This window comes from uncultured Psychrobacter sp., from assembly GCF_947488565.1.
GTDB lineage: Bacteria > Pseudomonadota > Gammaproteobacteria > Pseudomonadales > Moraxellaceae > Psychrobacter > Psychrobacter saeujeotis.
The window spans coordinates 179,634-205,199 of the sequence record NZ_CANKZC010000003.1; the positions used below are offsets into that span (position 1 = coordinate 179,634).

General features: G+C 42.4%; 17 protein-coding genes. 1 reads left to right on the forward strand and 16 read right to left on the reverse strand.

The window, feature by feature from the left end:
* The first annotated feature begins 94 nt into the window (after positions 1-94).
* Complete coding sequence (locus tag Q0890_RS07915) at positions 95-1,096, forward strand: D-cysteine desulfhydrase family protein (RefSeq protein ID WP_299219289.1); 1,002 nt, start codon at positions 95-97, stop codon at positions 1,094-1,096.
* Between the two features lie 239 nt (positions 1,097-1,335).
* Here Q0890_RS07915 and Q0890_RS07920 read toward each other — a convergent pair whose 3' ends face one another.
* The 16 genes from Q0890_RS07920 to tssM form a co-directional block, all read right to left on the reverse strand.
* On the reverse strand, positions 1,336-2,316 hold the full coding sequence (locus tag Q0890_RS07920; RefSeq protein WP_299219291.1) for a glutathione S-transferase family protein: 981 nt from the start codon (positions 2,314-2,316) through the stop codon (positions 1,336-1,338).
* A gap of 445 nt (positions 2,317-2,761) precedes the next feature.
* Entirely contained in the window at positions 2,762-4,132 is a 1,371-nt protein-coding gene (locus Q0890_RS07925; protein WP_299219293.1) for a cation:dicarboxylase symporter family transporter, read from the reverse strand.
* Between the two features lie 268 nt (positions 4,133-4,400).
* On the reverse strand, positions 4,401-5,426 hold the full coding sequence (locus tag Q0890_RS07930) for a helix-turn-helix domain-containing protein (RefSeq protein ID WP_299219295.1): 1,026 nt from the start codon (positions 5,424-5,426) through the stop codon (positions 4,401-4,403).
* A 158-nt stretch (positions 5,427-5,584) separates the two neighbouring features.
* Positions 5,585-7,666: a hydantoinase/oxoprolinase family protein gene (locus tag Q0890_RS07935; RefSeq protein WP_299219297.1), complete on the reverse strand. Its 2,082-nt coding sequence runs from the start codon at positions 7,664-7,666 to the stop codon at positions 5,585-5,587.
* Positions 7,667-7,722: 56 nt separating this feature from the next.
* Positions 7,723-9,507, reverse strand: coding sequence for a hydantoinase B/oxoprolinase family protein (locus Q0890_RS07940; protein WP_299219299.1), 1,785 nt, complete (start codon positions 9,505-9,507; stop codon positions 7,723-7,725).
* A 117-nt stretch (positions 9,508-9,624) separates the two neighbouring features.
* Positions 9,625-11,010, reverse strand: a complete 1,386-nt coding sequence (locus tag Q0890_RS07945; protein ID WP_299219301.1) for a hypothetical protein — start codon at positions 11,008-11,010, stop codon at positions 9,625-9,627.
* Positions 11,011-11,457: 447 nt separating this feature from the next.
* Entirely contained in the window at positions 11,458-12,564 is a 1,107-nt protein-coding gene (locus tag Q0890_RS07950; protein ID WP_299219302.1) for a hypothetical protein, read from the reverse strand.
* Between the two features lie 413 nt (positions 12,565-12,977).
* Positions 12,978-13,733, reverse strand: a complete 756-nt coding sequence (locus Q0890_RS07955) for a hypothetical protein (RefSeq protein ID WP_299219304.1) — start codon at positions 13,731-13,733, stop codon at positions 12,978-12,980.
* Positions 13,734-13,742: 9 nt separating this feature from the next.
* Positions 13,743-14,549, reverse strand: coding sequence for a DUF2345 domain-containing protein (locus tag Q0890_RS07960; RefSeq protein ID WP_299219306.1), 807 nt, complete (start codon positions 14,547-14,549; stop codon positions 13,743-13,745).
* Positions 14,488-14,661 (reverse strand): hypothetical protein, encoded by a 174-nt coding sequence (locus Q0890_RS07965; RefSeq protein ID WP_299219307.1) that lies wholly within the window; start codon positions 14,659-14,661, stop codon positions 14,488-14,490. The genes Q0890_RS07960 and Q0890_RS07965 overlap by 62 nt, the downstream gene beginning before the upstream one ends.
* Positions 14,662-14,663: 2 nt before the next feature.
* Entirely contained in the window at positions 14,664-15,887 is a 1,224-nt protein-coding gene (locus tag Q0890_RS07970) for a hypothetical protein (protein WP_299219309.1), read from the reverse strand.
* A gap of 8 nt (positions 15,888-15,895) precedes the next feature.
* Entirely contained in the window at positions 15,896-16,879 is a 984-nt protein-coding gene (locus Q0890_RS07975) for a hypothetical protein (RefSeq protein ID WP_299219311.1), read from the reverse strand.
* A gap of 10 nt (positions 16,880-16,889) precedes the next feature.
* Positions 16,890-19,592, reverse strand: a complete 2,703-nt coding sequence (locus Q0890_RS07980; RefSeq protein ID WP_299219313.1) for a DUF2345 domain-containing protein — start codon at positions 19,590-19,592, stop codon at positions 16,890-16,892.
* A 77-nt stretch (positions 19,593-19,669) separates the two neighbouring features.
* Positions 19,670-20,506: an OmpA family protein gene (locus tag Q0890_RS07985; protein ID WP_299219315.1), complete on the reverse strand. Its 837-nt coding sequence runs from the start codon at positions 20,504-20,506 to the stop codon at positions 19,670-19,672.
* Positions 20,507-20,579: 73 nt separating this feature from the next.
* A complete protein-coding gene (gene tagF, locus Q0890_RS07990) occupies positions 20,580-21,560 on the reverse strand; it encodes a type VI secretion system-associated protein TagF (protein ID WP_299219317.1) in 981 nt (326 codons plus the stop codon).
* Positions 21,557-25,480 carry a type VI secretion system membrane subunit TssM gene (gene tssM, locus Q0890_RS07995; protein ID WP_299219319.1) on the reverse strand — a complete coding sequence of 1,308 codons (3,924 nt, stop codon included), beginning with the start codon at positions 25,478-25,480 and terminating at the stop codon, positions 21,557-21,559. Before tssM ends, tagF begins: the two co-directional genes overlap by 4 nt.
* Positions 25,481-25,566 lie beyond the last annotated feature (86 nt).

Sequence of the window (25,566 nt, forward strand, 5' to 3'; positions counted from 1 at the left end):
TGTTAATATTAGCTAAATAACCACTTTGTATAACGGTTACCAGTGGATAAGGCTTAGCATTATCCATCATTTTCTATCATAAAATGGACAAGACATGGAATATAACCATATACTTAGACAGTCGTTAGGATTTTTCCCAACACCACTAATTGAGCTCACTAGATTAAGCAAAGAGCTTGCTGGCCCTAAAATCTTTATGAAAAGAGATGACAATACGGGGCTGGCATTGGGTGGTAACAAAACCCGTAAGCTTGAATTTATCATCGGTGATGCGCTGGCCAAAGGCGCTGATACCATCATGACGGCGGGTGCTGCGCAATCCAATCATTGTCGCCAAACGGCAGCTGCTGCGGCAAGCTTGGGTCTTGAATGTCATTTAGTATTAGGCGGAGAGGAGCCTGAGCAAGTCAGTGGCAATCTGTTATTGGATAAAATATTTGGTTGTCATATTCATTGGGCAGGAGTCAACCGCAAAGGTGAAGATATTCCTCAAATCGTTGAGCAATTAACCAAAGCGGGTAAAAACGTTTATGTGGTGCCTTATGGTGGCTCAAGCGAGCTCGGTGCTCTAGCATTTGTAGAAGCTTTTAAAGAGCTAGAGTTGCAGCGTGAGAGCATCAACGAGACATTCACTCATATCGTCTTTGCCTCCAGCTCTGGTGGCACACAAGCAGGCTTAATGCTTGGGAACAAGATTTTCAACTCGCCTTATCAGATAGTAGGCATCAACATTGATAAGGGCGAAACCGATAAAGTACCGTTTGATCAATATACTGTCGCACTTGCTAACAGTACAGCAAAACTTATTAATACAGATTATAAGTTTTCAGAGTCCGATTTGATGCTTAATTCTGATTATGTTGGCGAGGGTTATGGTGTGGTTGGCAAACTCGAAAATGAAGCCATTGAGATGATGGCGCAAACAGAAGGAATATTGTTAGATCCGGTCTATACGGGCCGTGCGATGGGTGGTCTCATAGACATGATTCGTACGGGTCAAATCAAGAAGACTGATCGTGTTTTGTTTTGGCACACGGGCGGTGCGCCTGCTTTATTTGCCTACTCAAGTGATTTGGATGTCACTCAAAAACGCTAACAAAACTACATTTAAAATATTTAAAAGAAGAGGCTGTTCTAGACTATTATAAAATCTTGAACAACCTCTTTTTTATGCGAAAGCTTATCTATTTACTATAATCGATACTAAATAAAATGGATACGTTATTTAATAACGTAAAACTGGTATGAATTTTACTTACTTGCTGTAGCTAGCAGACAGATGCTGCAAAAAATTCATACCAGTCGCCCTGTATCTTGTTATCATCGTTTGTCTATTTACGATAATTGCTCGCGGTTATGCGGCGTATTAAAGTCAAGATAAGGACCGATAGGTACGATACCAGTTGGGTTGATGTTGGCATGACTGGTGTAATAATGGACCTTAATATGATCCATATTGACGGTCTCGGCTATACCTGGTACTTGGTATAAATCTCGCAGGTAACCCCAAAGGTTAGGGTAATCAACGATACGGCGCAGATTACATTTAAAATGACCCACGTAAACGGCATCAAAACGCACAAGTGTGGTAAATAGCCGCCAATCGGCCTCGGTAATGGTATTACCGACCAGATAGCGCTGATTCTCTAAGCGCTTTTCTAACACATCTAACGCATCAAATAGCGCATTCACAGCTTCTTCGTAAGCTGCTTGGGTCGTTGCAAAGCCGGATTTATAAACCCCGTTATTAACAGCAGAATATACAAATGTATTAATCTCATCGATCTCCGCTAATAGCTCTGACGGTATAAAATCGCCTGGTAGCGCACCAACCTCATCAAAGGCTGAATTGAACATACGAATGATTTCAGATGACTCATTGCTAACGATAGTGTTGGTTTTTTTGTCCCATAAAATAGGGACAGTGACGCGTCCTGTATAATCTGATTTTGCTCTAGTGTATATCTCATAAGCGTAGTTAGCGTGCGAGATAGGGTCAGCAATTACTCCAGCACCTTCTGCAAACGTCCAGCCGTGATCGCCCATGTAAGGATTAACGATTGATAGCGAAATCATATCTTCCAAACCTTTAAGCTTACGATAAATAATCGTACGATGTGCCCAAGGACAAGCTAAAGATACATATAAATGATAGCGATTAGGCTCAGCCTTAAAACCGCCTGTGCCTGTCGGCCCTACGCTACCGTCTTTGGTGACCCAGTTTCTAAAGCCTGACTCTTCGCGTTTAAAATGGCCGCCACTGGCATCGGTATCATACCATTGGTCCTGCCATTTGCCATCGATTAATAAGCCCATACCGATCTCCTATCTATGCTGGTTTTAGTATTGATTGTCTATGTAAATTCGAATAAAAAACAACTATAAATAGGATTGATAAAAACAGATTGGTATTAATTTTTTTTGAAAAACTAGCGTAAAAAGGCGCTATCTTCTTGTTGTGATTTTATAGTTATAGTAAAGCGTTTATCTTGTTTTTGATCAATCCTACCGTTATTTGATGATAACAGTTTATTCATTAATTATAGGTAGATAAACAGCAATAATCACAAATGAAAGTTCTTATTTAAAGAACAATGATGAATCAGGTTAGGGTATATTGAGAATTAACGACAAACCAGCCGTAAAAGATAGCGAAGCAGTAAGCTTTTAGTGTTTACCCCAAAAGTTACCGTTCGCTATGTCTTGTACAATGCTTATTATTGAAACTTGGACAGTACCAAAATCCAGTCAGTGTTACTATTTAGCTGTGACTTACTTGAGTATCATAATCAATTAGCCGCTCTGGTTCAGACGACTCACTAAGAATACGATTGCCAACGACACCAGAAGTGATTGAGCCACTAACATTGACTAAAGTACGCATCATATCGATTAATGGTTCAATAGATATCAACAAACCAGCGAGCTCTAGCGGCATCCCCAAGGTTGATAACACGATAATGGCTGCAAATGTCGCTCCGCCACCAACCCCTGCAACACCAAATGAGGCAATCATAGAGACGCCAATGACGGAAGCTATAAATCCTATCGACCAAGGATTGAGCCCCATAGTCGGTGCAATCATCACAGCCAGCATGGCAGGATAAACGCCAGCACAACCATTTTGACCAATGGTCGCGCCAAACGATGCTGAAAAATTCGCAATGGGCTTAGCAACACCAAGCTTATTAATTTGCACATCAATGTTTAGAGGAATAGACGCTGCTGAGCTACGTGAGGTAAAAGCGAATGTGAGTACAGGCGCAATTTTTTTGAAGTGTTTGATGGGTGAGCGCCCGGTTAATAAAATGATAAGTGCATGCATTATCAATACAATGAATAGGGCAACGTAGGAGGCAAGGAGGAATTTAGCTAATTGCCAAACTGCACTGGCATCAGTAGTGACAATGACTTTAATCATTAAGGCAAAAACGCCATAAGGAGTCAAACGGATAATAAAACGTACCAGTGCCATCACCCAACTTTGCAATATGTCGATACCGCGAATGATTACCGCACCTTTTTCAGGTTCTTTTGCATTAACCGTTAAAGCGGCTATTCCTAATAAACTGGCAATAACCACAGCAGATATCATCGAAGTGCTTTGTAAACCTGCAAATGTCGCGCCGATACTAGTGGGAATGAAGCTTAAAATTAACCCTGGAATGGTCAAATCGGAGACTTGAGTACTGCTCTCAACCATGCTTTGTCCACGTGCAATTTCTGCTTGACCTGCAACAATAGAGCTGGCATCAAGAGTAAATAAATTGGCAATAATCGCGCCGTCTAAAGCAGCAAACCCTGTCGTAACTAGCAAGGTGCCGATAATCCAAAAGCTCATAGAGCCAATCATAGACGCTTTTTCTAAACGTGCGATGGCGGCTAAGATTGAAATGAATACCAAGGGCATTGCAATCATTTTTAGCAAATTGACATAGCCATTTCCGACAATGTTTACCCAGGGTAAAAAATTGGTGGTATCGATATTAAGCGCTGAAAGCGCCAAACCAAAACCTACGCCGACAAATAAACCTAGGAAGACACTACGACTTAATGAATCACTCTGACGGTGATAACGCCACAAGCCATATAGTAATGCGACAAAAACAGCCACTAGTAACAATAACTGCATTACAAACTCCTAAGAAATCAAAAAATGAATAACAAAGAAGTGATTATCCTGATTTTGGGCATAAGGTCTAACATCAAGTCATCATGTATTTATTCCATTTAGGAATAAAGGGTAGGGCTAATTGGACTCTTAAAAAAACTTATTTATTAGTCGTGCATATCGATAAGTAAAACTGCCGATAAACAATCGTATCAATAATGGAAGTCAGACTTTCTTCATTAAGAGCACAAGCTTGTAGGTGGTATTAGTACGAGTACGCTAGTATGACTTAATTAGCATTCGCTCCGTGCTCATAGGGCTTGGTCTCATTAAAAGGTGTATCTTTGGGTGAGAAGCCAAAGTGTTGTTTGTAGATACGTGAAAAGTAACTTTGATCGGTAAAACCTACTTGATAAGCAACCTCAGCAACAGAGCTATAATTGGCTTTGGTTAAGAGTTTGTTTGCAGCCAGTAATCTGGTCAGTTTGACCCACTCTGAAAACGAGTAAGGTAGATTTTGAAACAACAGATAAATATAACGCTCAGAGATATGACAAGATTGTGAGACCAGTTTAGGAGAAATCTGAGGATTGGCTAAGTTAAAATGTATGAAGTCTTCGATCCGTTGTAGATGTGCAGCTTTGATCGTTGAGTTTTGACTATCTGCTAGAGATAGGGTAGGTCGATGTAGAGTATGTATGATTAAGTCTAACAGTTGTTGCTCAAGAAACTGAGACTCTGTAGAGGATAAGGTGAAGTTAGTAGCAAGGTGCAGAGCATGATTGATTTGATGATTAAGCAGTCGCCCTGAGCCTTGTTCAGTAGTAATGGCCTGAGCAAAATACTGCTCTATTAAACGCTGATGGTTTTCTAGTCTGGCTATCGGCACTTTTAAGACTTGTAGCTTTACCGTTTCGGTATGATAAAATTGATAAGGTTGATGAGACAGCTCAATAAAGAACTGACCAGGGTGACAAGTTAATTGCCGTTTTTGCTGTTCAAAGCACACTGAGCCATTCAATGGAAACGTGAGCAGAATACTATCGCAAGCTCTGGATACATCCTGTCCACTACGCTGATAATGGACAGAATCAGCGATATAGCCTGAAATACCCATTTGAGCTAAGCTAGCCTGTTGAAGTTGACCTGTGAACTGATTAGGGTTTTTAACTTGTACCTTTAAGTCAAAATAGGTATCACTAATCGCGTTTTGCCAGCTATCAGCATTTAGTAAAGGCTTGACTGGTTTTTGAGTGCTACTGGTGTTATCTATATGCTCATAGAGTTTTTTGCTTATGCCTTGACTATGTTCCATTTGCATTCATCCTTAAATGCTAGGTAATAAGTTTACAGCTCTTTATTCTCTCCACTTAGTTTTCAGAGTTATCTTAACAAAAACGATAAATACCCTTCTCCCATAAAGAGAGAAAGGCGAAGGTTTAACTAATACCTATAAAACGTATTATATTCACATTACTGAATTTTACTCAACTTATATGTTCCAGATTGATGCAAATCAGCTTGCCAATTAGGTTTAATCACAATAGTTGTGGTTGGCTCTTCAATCAGAGCTGGACCGGTAACGACTGCTCCTGCACCCAATTTGTTACCATCATAAATAGGCGTTTGAATCCATTGATAAGTATGATCATGTATCATTTGACGCTCATCTACTTTAGCGCTTTCTACAGATCCAACTTGAGCATCTAGGGTAGGTAGCTCAGGTTTGTTGACTTTACCAATGATTGAAACCTCTACATTGACAAGCTCTACAGCACTGTTTCGTTCATCATAAGTATACAATTCTTTATGACGCTTGTGGAAGGCTTGTAGGATATCTTCGGCTGCATTACTATCTATGTTGCCGTTCGGCACGATGACATTGCATTCATGGACTTGTCCAACGTAGCGCATCTCCATAGCGCGTTCAATTTCTATGTCGTCGTCACTAAACCCATCTTCTTTAAGCTTCTCGATACCATCCTTCTCTAGCCTTGTAAGAGTAGCATTCAAATCCTCAAGGTTAGCCTCTGCAGACATAATCATAATTTGAGTGGCTAGATACGAGTATTTGACATCAGAGATGATTTGTCCAAAAGCGCATAGGCAAGAGGCCGACTTAGGTACAAGTATTGTATTGATACCCATCTCTTCTGCTAGTGAAATAATATGCATACCAGCAGCGCCACCTGCACAAACTAAAGCAAAGTCGCGAGGGTCATAGCCTTTTTCGATAGTGATACGGCGAATACCATTGGCCATGTTTTGATTGACAATCGTACTAATACCATAAGCTGCATGAGGTAAATCGATATCTAAAGGCTTGGCAATATGCTCATCGATAGCAGCCTTTGCTTTATCTTCATCTAAAGTGACAATCCCGCCTAGTACGGCACCAGACTGCAAATATCCCAATACTAAGTTTGCATCGGTGACCGTCGGTAGTGTGCCACCTTTACCATAACACGCAGGTCCTGGGGTCGCGCCTGCACTTTGTGGTCCGACCTCTAACATGCCAAAGTTATTGATATGGCCAATAGAGCCACCGCCAGCACCTAGGGTTTCGACATGAATCATAGGTACACCAATGCGATTGCGCAAAAAGTCAATATCGCGATTTAGACTGGTTTTGCCATCTTTTGCTAGTGTAATATCAAACGAGGTACCACCCATATCGACAGTAATCACGTTATTAATACCGAAAGGTTCAGCGATATATAATCCCGCTTGCGGTGCAGAGGCAGGCCCTGAGTTGATCGCATTAACCGCACGCTCTTTCATGACTTCACCCAATGCAAGCCCGCCATTAGATTGGAAGTAACGTACTGGTTGATCAGCGCCAAGTTGTTTAAAGTAATCATCTATCTTATAGACATAAGATGACATAATCGGACTTAGATAGGCGTTAACTAGGGTCGTTGAGGTACGCGTATATTCTTTAATCTGCGGATAGACCTCACTGCCGCAGCACACAAATACATCTGGCATATGCTGCTGTATCAGCTCTTTTGCACGCTGCTCGTGTTTGGTATCGCGAATTGACCATACAAAAGAGATGGCCACACTTTTGACGTTTTGACGTTTTAGCTCTTCTATGGCTGCTAAAATATCGTCTTCATTGAGCTCTTCACGCTCTGTCCCATCGGCAAGTATTCGACCACGAATAGGGAAGCGCAAATCCCGCGGAGCTATCTGCGGCGCTGGCGGGTAGCTTGCATCGTAGCGGTGACCTTCTTCTTTATGACCTAGACGAATCTCAATACTGTCTTCATGACCTTCCGTACAGAGTAGTCCTACTTTTACCCCTTTCATTTGAATCAGAGCATTTAGGGCAACAGTAGTACCGTTAATACATAAATCACAAGCTTGGATAATATCTGTGATTGAACGATTAAACTTCTCTGAAATTTGTTGCAATCCGTTTGCAATCGCTTTAGTACCATCCTCTGGGGTAGAAGGGGCTTTAAATAGATGTATATCGCCCCCATTTTCAGCCAATACGAAATCGGTAAAAGTACCACCAGCATCTACGCCTAAACGAAATTCATAACTCATAATTCATCCTTAAACTTTTCTATTTTATATGTAGAGTCAGCACATCCCTGTACCAACTATGCCGCCTCTGCCCGTAATGCTTGAGTCGCTTTTTCATCTAGTTGCATGGTTTTGCTATCAATGACGACACCGTATTCTTTTGCAGCAGCAGCCACAGAGACAATCCCTTCGATGACATCACGTAATACAGCTTCTGGTTCACGCTCAAAAGAGCGACCAAAGCCGCCGCCACCAGGATTGGTATTTCGCGCGCGTTCTCCTGACTTGATCTCAATTACTGTATTGTGAAGATGTACATCAGTCTCGCCGCCTTCACGGAACACTTCTAATTTACCCAGTTTGAGCTCTGGTGAGATTTGCTCAGCTCCGCCTGCACCCATCGTTGGAATATGACGTCCTTCACCAAAAGCAACGACGGTCATGGTATGATCGAGGGGCTCTACCTCCCAAACTGTACCGCAGCCGCCGCGCAAGCGTCCTGCGCCGCCACTATCTTCTGCCAGTCCATACTTATGGACGACGATAGGATATTGATATTCTAATAACTCGATATCACCTGAGCTTAACGCACCAAAGCAGCACAAAGGCCCGCAAGCATGCCAACCATCCATTTGCTGAGTGGCGCCTGCGCCTGAAATAATTGACGCGAGTACCATGGTGACATATTGCTCGCCCGTTTTTGGATCAATACCAGCGATGTTGACCCCTGATGAGTGTCCCCACGATGCCGTTACGCGCTCAGGTGCAGCATTTTCAAGCGCTTTACGTACCGCATCTGTCAATGTCTCCATTGGTGTGGTGGTACAGTTCACATGAGGCGCAGGCTCTTTGGCATTACATAGCGTGCCATGCTCACCTAAATCTACGGTAACGCAGCGATATAGACCTTCGTTATAAGGAGGGTCTACTTGGGCGAACATCATAAGTCCAAGCAAGACGCCTGACATTGAGTTACCAGCATAAGAGTTAATAAAATAAGGAACTTGTGGCGGGCTATCTATCTGAATATGTACATCGCTACCTTTGATAGTGATGTCTGCACTGATAGTCAAATCGCCAAGGCCATGCCCTGAATCTTCCAGAACGGCCTCGCCATGATATTCACCATCATTAAGGGATTCGATGAGCGAGCGCATGTGTTTGTCAGCCATGCTTTTTAGCTCTTCGATGGCAGCACGAACTGTCTCTACACCATATTTGTCTAGCAGCGCAATCATATTACGTTCACCGACCGCGCAAGCACCATATTGCGCATTCAAATCGCCTTCTTGATTGCGACGTGAGCGCATATTGCTATGGATCAGATTGATAACATCATCACGTCTAACGCCTTTTTCCCATATTTTAATCGGTGGAATGCGTAATCCTTCGGCATAGATTTCTTTGGCATCTGGATTATAACCAGCAGGTACAGGGCCGCCGATATCGGTGACATGACCTTTACATACCGTCCAAAATACCAGCTCACCTTCATAAAACACAGGCTTATACATACAGCAATCTAAAATATGACTGCCCATAACGACAGGGTCATTATGATAAATAATGTCGCCTTCATGAACATCATCGCCATAAAATTCTGCCACCGCTTTCATGGCTGGCATCAATGAGCCTAGATGAATAGGAATGTCTTGTCCTTGCAAAATCATCTCAGGCAAATGATCAAACAGCGCATTACTGTAATCATGCGCTAGATTAAATACACTAGAGCGCGCTGTTTTTTCTAAAGTAAGTGTCATCTCGCGCTGCGCGGTTTCTAACGCGCCGCGGACAACGGATAAAGTGATAGGATCGAGGGTGGTGGTTGAAGCTTGGGTCGAGGTGTTTTTAGCTTGATTCATGATTCACTCCTTGTAATCTTATTATCGCACTGGCTTTACTATAACAATGCTAACCACAAATAAATGGATTGAGCAGGTACAGTATTTGACTGTCAGCGCACCTTTTATCTTATATGGTTAACTAACTGTTGGTTTTGGTGTGAGTTGTAAAACGTGTTGCTGAGTTTTGGGCATCAATATCGCGTACAGAACAGTCGCTGTAATAAAGGTCAAGGTCGCATACCAATTGACCCAGCTACCACCTAAATTCATAAGCACGATTCCGACGATTGAGGCTGCTATCCAAGCGACTAATCCTGACTTATCAAATGCTGGCAAGCGCTGCGGATCAATGACAGGAACAGCACCAAAGATATCTTCACGTTTAGGATAGAGAATGTGGGTAAGGGCAATAGCCACCCAAGCCACCACAAACACGCCTTGATAAGCAAGTGCTTGTAACAGATAGGCAAATACATCGAGTAGCATGAGAACGAAAATAAAAGTACCAATCAACAATGCACCAACAAATTTTGGAATTTGAATATTGATAGTATCTTTGAGGAAGGCTTGTAAATTGGTCGTTGCTAATAAGTAGTTAGCGGTATTAATACGAGTTTGAGTAATGACCACAAAGATGAGGCCGAACACACCCATCAATTTTACCAGTCCTAAAGTGATGGACACTTCCGATAACGCGCCTTCTAAGGGGATAGTACTTACCAAATAAATCCCTGCTAATCCGCTTAAGAAAAAAGCGACTAGATAGAAGGGGATGCCGAAATTAAACCAAGATAAGAATTTGCTGTCTTCTTGCTTGCCATAACGCGCATAATCAAAGGTATACATCATCAATACCCATATGCCCATGTAATATACGGCAACGTTCCACCAGCCAAAAGGCAGTGCTTCTTCAGGCCCTAAAGATAGCCAAGCACTGCTATAACCATACTCATTGGTCGCCATAACGACTGCTGCGATAAGTCCGATAATGTAGAATGGCAAGAGCACACCATTTAGTTTGTCCAGCCAGTTTTGGACACTGCCCATAATCATAGGCACACTATAAGCCACCACGATTAAAGCGGCGATCCAGTAAGGGACAGAGGGGTAAGTTTGGCTAAAGGTGACGGCAATGACAGAGCCTTCAAATACCGCGTAATACATCGCCGTGGCAAAAAATATCAGTGTCGCTAAAGCTGCACCTTTGTGACCGAATAATACGCGAGAAAACAAAGCCACCGACATGCCTGTACGAATGGCATAGCGAGTAATGATTCCATTGATGATTCCGTAAGCGACGCAGCTTATCAATAAGCCGATAATTACGTTCTTAGTCCCATAATTCTCTGCCATTGCAATACCAATGACCAGATAAAACATGGCGCTACAAACGCCCCACCATGCCATGGTTAAGGAGCCTTTGGTAGCTCGATCTTCGTTCGACACCAACTCTTGGTTAGGATCAGAAGGGGTAGCAGAAATGTCATGCCCCTTATTCTTTGGTTGTATTATACCCGCCATATCACACTCCTTATGATAGTCTATTGGTTGTACCGTCGTCATCATCGTCTATCGGCTAAACATAATTAGCAAAGACTTCTGTTTCGTTGACAGTAGCCACACCATGTTTTTTACGTCCTGTAAAAAGGTGTTATTCCTACAATATCTCTATATCTAAAAAGATAACTGTAGTCATTAAACTATAGACAATACCTTAAGAAATAAAATGACTGGAGATGCAGTATTTTTGATTGAGGGTGCAGGGTTATTAAGGTTTTTTGATTGATGGTTTGAGATTGACTAATAAGACTTTTCTGGTCTGCAATCCTATGATCAGCCAAGGATATTCGCTACACTTAGGGCTAGGGGTGAGATCAACTGCTTGTAAAGGGTGGTCGTGGTTGAAGTTATTATGCTAAGCAATGATAAAAAACCACCCAAAGGTGGTTAAATATAAATAATAATAAATTACCCTTTCTCACCCTCAAACTGCCAAATAACCTTGCCCCAATTATTGTTAGGATAATCAGGCATGATGTCGCCCTGTTTAAAATAGGCTCTGCTGTCTTTTTTGGCAGGAGTAAACCAGTAACCTGATTTAGGACAAGGCTGATTTGCTGGACAACGTCCACGAGCTTGACTGGTAATTTCAGGTTTAGCTGTGGGCTGGTTTTCGTAGTAGGGCGTCATATCTTCGCCAGCATCAAATCGCTTGATAAATTCTTCGTAGGTTGTTTTATAGGGATCAATGGATACAAACTTACCAGTGTCGATACCTGTTTTTTCTAGTACAAGAGGTAGAGTATAGTCAGGTTGATCTTGTTGGATGTCTAAACCCATTTCAAGAGCTTGGGTTTCTGATTGTAATCTCCATGTGGGTATTTCTGAATATAATCTAACATACTCTTTTTCCCAATTGTCTCTATGGTCTGCACCTACCGTTTGCTTAACGACTTCGATTGGATCACTTATATCTAAACTCATTAAGTAATGACGGTTGCCTGTTTCAGGATCAGTATCTCTGATATACATAATATCCATGAAAGCATCAGTTCCGTGCCTTAACTGCCAAGTTTGTATGTTACTTAACTGCATCCATTCTTCAAATGTCAAATCATAGGTAAAGTCTAAATATAAATCACTTCCTTCTGAATTAAGAGCAAATTTAAAACTATCCTCAGGTGATAATCGAGGACTACTTATACTATTAGCAAATACCCAGTCTTTATCTTCTAGTTCTTTAAATAGATTCATTGTTTTTTTATAAGCATCTTCGTCTGTGATGCCATCAGAATCTTTGTTGAAGATAAAAGTAATGTTGTAGTCCGTTAATAAACTGTTAGGAGTTTTAATATTATCGTAAGCGATAACAGACATCACACCATCTATCAAAAACTCACCAATTGGATATTTAAAAACCATTTTACTTTCTTGGAAACGGGGAAAGTCATAGCCTTGGAAAGTAACTCCCATAGGCTGAGCATCACCTTCTTGAAATGCTTTGTATTCAGGATTAGCGTTATATAACTCTTCGGCCGTCATATTCAAAGCAATCTCTAACGGTTTATCAGGCATAATAACCTCTGTTTTAGCTTGGCAAGCTGTAATCGGAAAAAGTAGAATGAAATATACGAAAGTGAAGCAAATTTGCTTTAACATGACGACCTACTGTTTTATTAAAAATGAGTTTATGAGTCAGCTTTGTTGTACCAGCTGGCCATAGTTTGAAGTTGACTATGCATGTATGGTTTCTCACTTTGCATCAGACCATGAAACTTTTTTGCTGCAGCTTCAATCCATTTCATACGACTTTTATAGTTGTACAAAACGATATCTGCATCAGGCCTTGATACATATTTGACGATTTTAGGGTCATCTTTATTTTCAGCATGACTACCACGATAGCGATACTTTGGTTGTACCGTAATTTGCGGTACCTTACAAGTATTTGAAAAATAAAGCACAACGTCTGGGGTGATTAGACTAAACTAACCCATGGCATCAATTTCGCGTTTGTGTCGCCAATTTTCGTATATTAGAGGCTGCAAAATTTCACCTTGTTCATGATAAGCAATTTGTAACAAGTTCTCATATTGAGCCTTTTGTCTCTCTGATTTTTTAATGTTACTAGAGGGGAGGTTCTCAAACTCCTTAGCTTTGCTAAATCCTTTAACTAAGTAGTCATTACTTTTTAAATAGTTAATTTTTGGTAGTGAGTCGCTAGCCCAGTCTGCGTTAGTTATTGCAGTTTTCATTTGTGGTACAAGGTTATTAGTATTACGCTTATTCATACATTTAAAAAAAACTTCAGACCCAAACTTACCATAGTAATGGTGCCACCCTGCGATATCTTGGAACAGCCAAAAATTACCTTGTCCAAACCAGTCTGAAGCCGTTACTATTAGATCGTTAGGAAAACGACCTAACCTAACAGTAGGATGCTCTAACGTACAAGCTACAGTTTTGCTTGCAAATGCACCAAGGGCCATCCAGTAAAAGCGACCTTTTTTACTTGGATCACCGTGTTCTTCGGTTTCTAAATAAAACCGTGCATAAGTACCTGCAATTCGACGTGCTCTTACACTATAGCTGTCTACAAAATTGTAAGAGTTCGCTGACACTTCTTCACTTAAACGTTTTAGGCAAAACTGTTGAGAAACAGACCATAACTCTTCACAAGTACAACTCACTGGCGTACAGCTATTTACAGTAGTATTCGTCTTAGTCTTTACTTTTATGACCATTTATTTATCCTACTTATTATTTCTATTACTGAATGTAGACCAGACTAACTGCATTTTTATTTCGTCTTCTTTATCCCCTGAATTGATACGAGACGTTTTACCTTCAACATCTGATTCTGACTTTATATTGACATTCTTTCCCGTTAATAGGTATTTCATATTTGGTAGTGGATTACCCATCGGGTCAACTAACTGCACCTGCTCATCAAAGAACTCCTTTTCAACGATCTTATCAAAAGGCAGGCGCGATAAATAACTGCTATCAACACCCCCTTTCGCCCTCGAATGCTTACCCCCTTTCTCCGTAAACTCATTTGCCGCAATCGTGATATTAGCCCCATCCAGTGTGATACTGGCATTCCCAGCTGTCAGGGTAATCTTATTGGTTGCTACGATCTCAACCTCTTTGAGTGAGGAGGCGATATGGATGTCTTGCTTGGCAGTGGCCTCTAATTTGCCTGTATGGGCAGAGACGGTAATATTGTCTTTGGCGTTGGTTAGAGTCACCTGACCATCAGCGATGACATTGAGCGCTTCACTACTGATCTGGCTATGACTATCACCACTGCTGATATGCCTGTCTGTCTGCGTGGTCGTTAGCATCTCACCCATGGTTCTATGTATCAGAGTGTCTTGGCTTATGTAGCTGATATCTGCGGCACTATCGACTAGCGTGTAGGGTGTTTGCTGATGGGTCTTGCTTTGTTGTTCCTCGCTTATAGCTTCAAGCTGGGTCTTGATGGCTTTATGATCTTTAGGGTTGCGTCCCAGTCCTGTTGCGAGCTGGGTTAAGACGCTCTGCCAAGTGCTGACCACCGAGACTGGTTTGGGTCAGGGTCGGGGTGTGCTGCTGGTAGTCGTGCTCTCGAGCTTGAGCAGGGGTTGATAGTACTAAAACTAAAAAACCACCCGAAGATGGCTTAATCAAAGCTATCCTATCTCACCATCAAACTGCCAAATTACTTGCCCCCAATCATTGTTTGGGTAATCAGGCATGATGTCGCCCTGTTTAAAATAGGCTCGGCTGTCTTTTTTGGCAGGAGTAAACCAGTAACCTGATTTAGGGCAAGGCTGATTGGCAAGGCATCGTCCACGAGCTTGACTGGTAATCTCAGGTCTAGTTGTAGGCTGGTTTTCATAATAAGGCGTCATGTCTTCGCCAGCATCAAAGCGCTTCATAAACTCATCATAAGTTATCTTATAAGGGTCAATAGAGACAAACTTACCAGTGTCGATACCTGTCTTTTCTAGCACAAGGGGTAGGGTGTAGTCGGGCTGATCTTGTTGAATGTCTAGACCTATCTCGATAGCTTCAGTCTCTGATTGTAGTCTTCCTAATGGTAAGTCTGGATAAATCTCTGTAAAAAGTGACTCCATAGTATCGTTTGGATTATCGTAACTGATATAACTATTTATATAACTCTGCTCAGACCTAAAATCTAAGCTGACCATATAGACGTAATTATTAATTTCTTCTTCAAAGTTGTATTGTATGTCAACCGTTAAAAAAACATCAGTACCATGTCGCAGTTTCCATGTTTGCAAGCTCGGTAGTTTCTTGAACTGGTCAAAGGTCAGAGGGTATTGATAGTTAAGAAAGCTAGACAAGACATTTTCATTAGTGACATAATCATAACTATCTTCAACAGAGATACGAGCATTAGTAACGCGGCGATCGTTTTGCCAACCTTGCTCTTCTAGTTGTTTAAATAACTTTTGCACAGCGGCATAGGCATCTTTTTGTGTAACACCATAGCTCCCTTGCGCATTTTCAATGAAAAAGCGGATAGCAGTAGATTGTATTCCTCTTTTTGGCTTATCGTGATCGAAGTAGCCTGAGGTGCTACTGACATTGTCAACAGTAAGCGGCGGAATATTAGGGTAAGTAAAAGTAACGTTAGCATAGTTTTTGCTAGGGAAACGTAGTTTATAAAAAGTAACGCCTAAGCTACCAATATTGAGCGGATTATCATCAAAACTCCAATACTGCTTAATATCTTTGTTATTCTTTTTAAAGACTTCAGGGCTCTCTTCTACTGAAACGGTCGCATGAGGCGGCATAGTATCTCCTTTATTGTTCTCACTACAGGCAAGTGTGGAGAGTGATAATGATATTGCTAGTAATACTGTTTTGATAAGTTGACGTTTAAACATAGCTATCCCTAAGTTTGGTTAATCCATCCTGCTATTTTAACTATTTCTCCTTCAACCTTATCTCTTTTCTCACCGTTCATAAGTTCAATAAATTGTTCAGCAACATCTTTAATCCAATCCATCCTTTTTGTAATATCAGCCAGTTTGATATCATCAGGAGCAATATTTTTTAAATCGGGATCATCAGTATCTGCTTCAGAGGTATAGACCATTTGCAGTTCAGGAATAGACATTTTTCCTCTTCCAATTTCAGCCAACGCCAATCCTGCTCTAAAATTACTTTTTTGATAGATTATCTTTTGTAGTACTTCGCGCTGTTCATGATTGGCAAGTTGCATAAGATTCGTTTTCTGTGCTTCTTTTCTTTGTTCTTTTCTAGTAGAGCCAAGCCTTTCAAATTCTTTAGTCGCATTAAAAGCAGGTCTGATATACTGACTTGTACCAAGATTACGTATTTTAGGTAATACATCATAGGCGCCATGCGAATCATAAACCATCGTTTTGACTTCATCAATATAGTTCTCAGTATTACGTTGTCCAATACATTCAAAGAAGTTAGTACTACATTGATTGTATTCAAAATGCCATCCAGCGATATCTTGATATAACCAAAAGTTACCTAGCTTAAAATTATACTCAACACCAAATACTCCACCATCTGCTGAAGTAGACCAATGACCTAGCGCGTCAGCTACAGTTTTACTGGCAAAAGCACCAAGTCCCATCCAGAAATGACGTCCCTTGTATCGTGAATTACCATTGACATCACTATGTTCTAAATAGAACTTAGCGTATACAGCAGCGATTCGTCTGGCTCTTGCTTCTCCATCTTGTACCACTCTCAAATGAATAGTAGATGACGTTCTATCAGCATTTGTTGTTAACTTCTCAAAGCATTGATATTGAGCTATTGACCATGTATAAGTACATGGCATTGTCTTAGTAGCACAGCTATTTTTTACCGTATTAGTATCGAATTTAAGCGTTGTCATTTTATACTCGCTATAAGTCTTTTAATCCTTCAATAGGCTTAAATATCATTTTAGTTTCTAGTGTTTCTGATTCAGTATTTGTATCTGCTCTAACGGTTTTTCCTTCATCGTCAACTTTGGCTTCAACATTTAAGTTTTTACCGATTAATCGATAATCAATATTTTTAATAGGTGTCCCTGCTGTGTTTAAAAACTGCACCTGCTCATCAAAGAACTCTTTTTCAACGAGCTTATCAAAGGGTAATCGCGATAAATAACTACTATCAACCGCGCCCCCAGCCTTACCATGCTTACCGCCTTTCTCCGCAAACTCTTTCGCTGCTATCGTAATATCAGCACCATCAAGGGTGATACTCGCACCGCCTGCCGTTATCGTCACCTTGTTCGTCGCCACTACCTCTACTTCTTTGGTGGAGGAGGCGATGTTCACATCTTGCTTAGCCGTCGCTTCCAGTTTGCCTGTATGCACAGAGAGGGTAATATTCTCTTTCGCGTTAGTCATGCTAAATTGACCATCGGCGACTATATTGAGTGACTCGCTGCTGATTTGATTATGAGACTCGCCACTACTGATCATCATGTCTTGCTGAGTGGTAGTAATCATCTCACCCATGGTTCTATGAATTAGCGTGTCATCGCTCACATAGCTGCTATCGGCGGTACTATCAATCAGAGTGAACGGCGTGGTTTGATGGGTTTGGGTTTGTTGTTCTTTGGCAATATTTTCTAGCTGCGTCTTGATGGCTTTATTGTCGTTCACATTACGACCTAAGCCTGTTGCCAACTGCTTGAGTCGCTCCGCCAAGTGCTGAACACCGAGACTCGTTTGAGTGAGACTTGGAGTATGATGTTGGTAATTGTGCTGTCCTGCCTGCGCATGGGTTTGTGGCTGGGTTGACAGCACCAGCGCTTCCCCTGATTTGATATTGATTTGCGCATTGGTTTTGGCGCTAATGCCTTGTTTCTTTATCGTGCTATCACTTTGTGAATCGATAATACCCATTTTAAGACTGGCAACAACGTCTCCTGCATCGACATTAAACTGCGAGTAGGCGTTGTCCTCTCTATGATCGCTGATCCATTCGGATAAACCATTATCCGTGTTGCGATAGCCGCTCTCGATTGCTTGCTCATCGACAGTCTCAAATAGACTAGGGCGACTTGATGACAACAGGCTACCGGTATTAATCAGATGCTCACTATCACCGATAGCTTGCATCAGAGTTTGATCATCTGCTCTATGGGTAAAGTGGCTGCCATAATTGCTTCCTGCTTGGGCTTCTAATCGATTGATAGATTGAGCAGGGCTATCTAATAAATAGTTGCGTGTCGGCGTCATATGATTGCGACTGTCCGTATCAGACTGGCTATCTGCGATCCCCGTCATTGGCGGGAGTGCTTGTCTGCTGTATAGCGCACCTACCCAAGGGGTGTCGGTGGTGATTAGTCTGAGCTGGGTTAAATGAATACCTGCTTCTAGACTTGAGGCATGACGCTCGTAATGACGACGACTATTGATCAACCCTGTTACATGAGCGAGGCTATTGCGTGCTAAATGCACGATATGAGTGGCACGGTAATGCTGATTAAGATGGCTATGACCCACTAGGGTAAAGGTATCTGTAACATTTAAATCAGTGCAGTGAGCGAGCGCATGGTAGATGCTATAACGGCTATGGTGACTATTTGCCATGATAGTAGCGTCATCGATAGACTCAGTATTTGTCACAGGAGCAAAGGCGGCTGGAGTGTCTAAGGTTAGGGCGTTTTGTCCTCCTTGATTACTTTCTTCGTTATCACTTTGACCAACAGCTACATCCGCTGACTGAGTCGGATGGGCGACACTGGCGCTATTAAAGCGCTGCATTGTAATCGTGTTTGGTTGGCTACTGATCTGCTCACTAAGAGCTAGGATAGGAGCGTCGACACGGTCATGCAAGACTTGACCGAAGCGTAGGGCGCCTATGTTCGAGCTGATACTATCCTCATCACTAGGATAGGCTGAGGTGATGATAAGCTTGGGCGGTGCATGCTCCTCGGTTTGTGCATGCCTGAGGTAAGCGGTGAGTCCTTGTCTTGAGAGGCGCTCACAGATATGACTCCAGTCACTGCTTTGCCACTGGGTCATGCGCGCTGGGGTCCAACTGGCGTTTTCTTCACTACTGCCATCAGTGCCACTGTCATCGACCACGTCTATCTCTTGCATGGCGACGCGTTCTGCTACCATGGCTTGTACTGATAGGTCAGTATCTATCTGGCTGCGTAGATGCTGATGCAAGCGATAAGTGACCGGCTGTGCGATGAGTCTATAGTAGCCATAGCTACCATCATGATCTAATTGTCGCGTTGCAGTGATATATAGATGACGATAGACAAGTCCACTTGGGGTATCAAAGCTGAGGGTTAAAGGGCTACCAATCAAAGGGGTCAGTGGCATAAAAGAGGGGTGATTGAGCTCATGGATATAGACATGTAGCACGTAGGTGTCGATGCCATGCTGGTGCTGCTCTGACGAAGAGGATCTACTCGGAATATTTGGGTTAAGCTGGGCGATGATGGCGGCTTCATCAGGGGCATTAAGTAGGGTCTGTTGCCATGTTTGATGAGTGTCAGTATTTTGCCGAGCACTTGGATGGAGAGCTTGGCTGCTACCTTCACTGGCATAGAGTCTGTCAGCAGTCATAGGCATTAAGGTATTGGTCAAGCGTAGCATAATGAATATCCCTATTGTTAAGCGACGGCAGTATCAACTTGAATGCTTATTTATCGTTGTCATCATAGACAGCGGTGTTATTCGCCAAGCGTAAATTCAATACGACGATTACGTCGGCGTCCATCTTCGGTGTCATTACTAGCGATAGGGTCAGCGTCACCTTTGCCTGTAGTACTTAGACGAGCAGCATCTATATTACGGCCTATCAGGTACTGCTTAACTGCTTCTGCTCGCTCATTGGATAGGGCTAGGTTGGCAGTAGGGTTACCCACATTGTCAGTATGACCAGTAATCGTAACGGGCTTATCGCCTAGGCTTTGGATCACCCCTGCCATGTCGTCTAAGATACCGAGACCTAATGGGGTGAGGTTGGCGCTGCCTGATTCAAACTCGACGATACGGTTGCCGAGAGTGTCATCTATGAGACGTTGTTCGCTGGCGGTGACGACTAGTTGATTTTCTAATTGATAAAGATCAGTCAAACGGGTGTGAATACGGTTTTGGATCGCCTGCTTTTGCTCAATACTGTTCACTTTGCCATGTAAACTAATGGTAGTGCCATGAATGTCGATACGACCTTGACGAATATTGGAGATATCGCTATCGATAATGGTTGTGGCTATTTGCTGCCAGTTGGTTGGTATACTGATGTTTGAGCGTACTTCAATCTCATCTCTGACTGGTTTATTAGGGTATTGGGCTTTAAGCTTTTCAAGTAGCTGCTGCTTATCTGAACTGGTAGCGACGACACCTTTAATGACGACCGGTACCTCTTGAGAGCCGTTTGCAATATGGGTATCGTTGTGTTCTGCAAAGACAACAGCACTCATAGGAAGCGTCATAGCAGCAGCTAATATCAGACCTTTTTTGCGATGAGTTAGCTTAGGTATTGTTGTTGTGTAGAGGGCTTTCATTGAAATACCTTTTTAGTCTAGATGTTATTAAACGGTTATTGAATAAAATAATCTTAAAATTAGTCATTAATAACTATTGCGCTAGGAAGGTTTTTTTAAACAGTTGTCTGGTATCATACAGGTAAAGATTGTCTTGCAACAACATTTTATTAAAGCGGGTCAGACCGATATCTTCATTGATATAACCTTGTGTCCAGTCACTATTAGCGATCCAAACCCAGTCATCAGATTTTGTATCTCCGCTACTTGTTAGTTGGCTCAGTACACGTCCGTCAGGTTTAGTGAAGTTCAGTAACAAACGATAATGATTAGCGGTGCGATATAAATAAGTGTTGAGACAGATTTGATGTGGCTGGTAGAAGCCACTTATCAAGTCATGCCAAAAAGTCGCCATATGTATAGCGCTGGCTTTATCAGACGTTAGTGTCCAGCATATAGATTTGTTGAGACCACGGAAGCCTTTAGCAAAAGTAGGCAAAAACAACAAGCCTGTCGCGATAATCTGCTGTACCAGTTGCTGTTTGCTGATATCCATGAATACCGAAATGTCTTGTAGAGTCATGGTATTAATAAAATCATAGTAGTGGGTGCTGGCGTTGTTATCGATAGTCAGTAGACAGTCGTTTAAATTGTCAGTCACTTGTGTGCTATCGTTTTGAGCCTTTGCTGCAATTAATGTTGCATAAATATCATCCCAAATAGTAAGCGATTTGATAGGAAGGTAGTTCGTCCAGCTTTTAGGTTTATCCAAATGGATAACGCCAAAGCCGATAAGAGGATACTTTCTATGACTACTATCATGACTGGGTATCAGCACTCCAGTAATGATTTGGTTTGCAGCAGTATCGATGTGACTGAAGTTTAAAAAGGGAGGCTCTTTGGAGGGTACATCACCCTTTGATGACTCGTTCAATAGGGAGCCTGAAGTAGTCAGAGCTTGGCTAACCCACTGATCAATAATGTTGGTTTCATTGATATGAGCGCGTGCACGCACGAAGTCTCCGCGAGCAGGCAGCTTGCCAAAATAAACTAAAGGTAGTGATTCGGGCATCATCGCGTTTGCTCCTGCTGCTCAGAGGGTGCAGAAGTGTTATTCGTAGTTGCATTACCTTGTTCATTGCTTTGATCTGCTAAATTATGAGCAGAAGAGCTGTTATTGTCAGCGTTAGGATTAGCAATTGGCTTTGCACTACGCGTAACACCAAGGGCGATTACATCGGCAGGTAGTTTCATGCCAGTAAATGGATTATTGGAGCGACCTTGAGCAGCATTGTTACTATTGCCACTGATAACTCTAAAGCGGACAGAAATCGTTGTGCCATCACCTGACCATGCCATCTCGAAGATATCATCGCCAAGCTCGGTCCGGCGTGCGCTATTAATGAGGCGCTCTACCCCAAAGCTTCCGGCTTCCTCAAAGACAGTAAAGTCTCTGCCATCATAGTCTTTGGCTCTAATGCTAGCGCCAGGCTGGCTACTCGGGTTTGGCCATACAAAAGTCGTCCATGCTTGTGTGCCCATACGATAACGCAGCTGCTGACCGTCGACTACGATTGTATACTCTGTCAAGCCGCTCACTGGTAATGGCATAATCTGGAACGTTGTTTGATTGGAAGCAGCACCAGCTGTACTAGACGGGCCTGAGCTATTGCTACCAGTATAGTTGACAAAATAACGACCAAAATCAGCGACGAACTGTGGGTTCAAACCTAAACCTGCACCATTCCAAATCTTACTTGAGATTTGATCACCGCGACGAATGATAAAGGGCGATAAAGTCTCGTTCACGAATCTCGCCACATAGCCATCTTCCCCAAAGAATTGCCCAATCTCTGCTGGTGTCGCCTCTAAATTAGCATTGGCAGTAAATGGATATTTTTTCTCTAAATTATCGAGGAACGGCCTCTGTACTTGCGCTTGCCAGACTTTATTAATCTCAGCCTTAGTAGGTGTCAGCAGCATATTGAATGAGCGCGTTAGCGGCTCACTTAACAAGGGTCGAACCAGCTGTTTTATTTCTGAATTGGCTTGACTCAGTATCTGCTCATCCAAGATCTGTAGAGACTTGGTCAGCTCTGAGCCGTCAGGACTTAGGGTCTGTGAAGCAAACAATAGGGCATCAGGACCGATATCGTCACTACGCGCTATATTATTAAAGCGTGTTCTAATATTTCCTAAGCTTACTAGGTAATTGTCTAACAGCGATAGATCTTGATTGTCCTCTCTTGGCATGACTAAAGCATGAATAGAGGAGAATTCTTGTGCGATCACACCTAAATTGGCTTGCGGAGCAGAATTTGTGTCACTAGAGCTACTACCGTTGTTCATTGCCGCTTCTGCCATACGCAGCTCAGCTGGACTTTGGCGCAGTATGGTTTGCTTAAACCAATTTACAAAGGAGCGTCGAGACTGACCAACATTAGCAGAGCCGAGGTTAGTAGCTTGGTTGTCCCATTGAGTTTGACGATCAATTGTCTCAAATAGTGTTTTTAATGGTGATTCTTTTGCGTTAGACAGCTGGTTTAATAAGACAGCATGATCATCAAATCCCTCGCTATCACGAACGTAAACTTGCGATATAAAGCGTTTCCATTCAGCGATATATTCTTGCTTATAACGATTGACTAAATATTGTCGTATTTGTTCAGGGCTACCAGTCAACGTAAGATCATCTTGGCTACTGGTTGCCAGCACCCAATCATCTGCGACCACTCTAGTAGTGGCAGCTTTATCAATCTCATCACTAACGAAAGACTCCCATGCTTGCTTGGTAAAGGTGCCTGAGATCACATAGCTACCAAGTAGTGCTTCATTGGCATCATTTTGAGTGATCTGTGCAACCGTGACAGAAGGGAAGCGAGCAGATGAGCGCATTTTGATTTCAGAGTAGACACGCTCACGTGCAGGCTGGCCTTTACTGACTTTAGATAGGTTGCTGCGAGTTTTATCTATCAGTCCTAAGTCATTTTGGATGAGCGGGAAAGCGGGGTCGTCGACATGTGCTAAGGTAAAGCTTAAGATACGCTCAGCCTTACGAATCATTTTGTCACGTGGCATATCAGCTCGATTGGCATCGAGCCAGTTACGCCAAAAACGCGTCATTTGATCACTTAAATGGCTGGTCTCTAAATTATCGTGATTGCCAAGCATAAGATAAGCTTTTAGCGCGTTGTAAGCATCTTCAACGTCGGTAGGATCGGACTGAATATAAGCGTCATTAGTCGCAGTCTCAGTTGTACTTTCAGTTGCAGATTCCTCTGTACGTAATTCTAACTGGGCTGCGTTAGTATTCACTTCTGTCAGGAACTTTTCTATATTTTGTTTGGTGGGTGCTAAGAGGATGATACGGATACCGTTGTAGTATTCTGCGAGTAGTTTTTGTTTGAGCTTATCGCCTTGATAGAGACCAAGGCTCAAAGATAGTGGCTTATCTTCTTTATAGCCCTCAAGCTGCTCTATCCGGCTTTGTAAAATGCTAAGCGACTCAAGCTGAGACTGCAGATCACCATCAGAATTTTTTTGTAGCTCGGCAACTTGTTGTAAGTCGGCTACTACGCGTTCAGTTAATTGCTTATTATTGGTATATGACCATGTCCATAGTCCAACAGCCGCACACAGAGCCACCACAGCGGCCAAGGTAGCAATAGCACGATGACTGCGTTTATTACGATTTTTGTGTTGCTTGACCAAATGCTTGTCTTTTAGGATGACTTTAGAAAATAAATCCTGCAAAAAATAGGGCTTATCGGTGGTTCCTTGCTGAGCGCTGAGAGGGAGAGCGGGTGGATGCAAGTCGTAATTTTGCACCATCTGCAAAGTCATCTGACTGCTAACCTGTCCATCTTGTAAGGCGCTAGTAAAATAAAATCCGCGCAATATGGGCTTAAATTGAAAAGGGTTGTCCTCAAACAAAGCATGCATAAGGGTTCGTATCATCGGACGTAGCGACTGAAACTCCATAGGAAAAGTCATCAGACTGGGAGAGACAGTGCGCTGATGACGTAAAGACAGCTTAGTCGTACTCAAGTCTTTTAGACCGTTGACCAATACACCAAAATGCTCTTCGAACACATCAGTAATGTTGATATTTTCGGGATCCTCAGGGTAGGGGATGGTTGCGCCCCATACTTGACTGCGCTCTTCTTGCTCATAGTCATTAAAAAAGTCACGAAAGCCTGAGACCAAGTCCATCTTGGTAAAGACTACGTAGACAGGGGCATAGACTTCTAACTGTTCGGTCAAATCTTGGACACGGCTGCGTAAGTTTTTGGCCAGGTCTAAGGCATAACTTGGATCATTTTTGGTAAGTTCGGCGATACTGACCGCGATAATGATGCCGTTAATTGGCGCTTTAGGTCGGTTCTTTTTGAGCAGGTTTAAGAATGACAGCCACTCCAAGCGATCTTCTTCGTAGACAGAGTAGCGGCCTGCGGTATCAAGTAAAATACCTTCGGTTGAAAAAAACCAATCGCAATTACGCGTACCGCCAACCCCTTTTACCGATAGCTTATTGGTTTTTTCCATAAATGGAAACTTTAAACCAGAATGCAGTACAGCGGAGCTTTTACCTGCTGCTGGATTACCAATAACCATATACCACGGTAGCTCATATAACGCCGCCTTACCGGTTTGATCACCAATCTTTGACTTACGGATGGTCTTAATAGCGTCTTGCATTTGTTGACGTAGGGCTTGCACTTCTTGTGCATTCTCATCTCTTGCTACGTGTGCGCCATCATCTAGACTTTCATTGTTGTCTTCAACCAAGTCGGCTAATTCGTTTGAAGCTTTTTTGCGCTTTTTCCACAGATAGTAGCCAAGCACTCCTAGCACTGCACATGTTATTAAGACACCAATAACGATGCTAAAGGTTTTGATTGTCACATAGTCGTACAACAAGACTAGAGCCACTATGATACCCAAGACCAACAACACTCTTGGATTATAGATAAGATGAAAAAACCTTGAAAACATGCGTGCTACCTAATGTGGTTTTAAGACAATAAAATGAGTATTTACAACGATAAAGTGTCAATTTTCTATCAAAAGCTATCACTAAA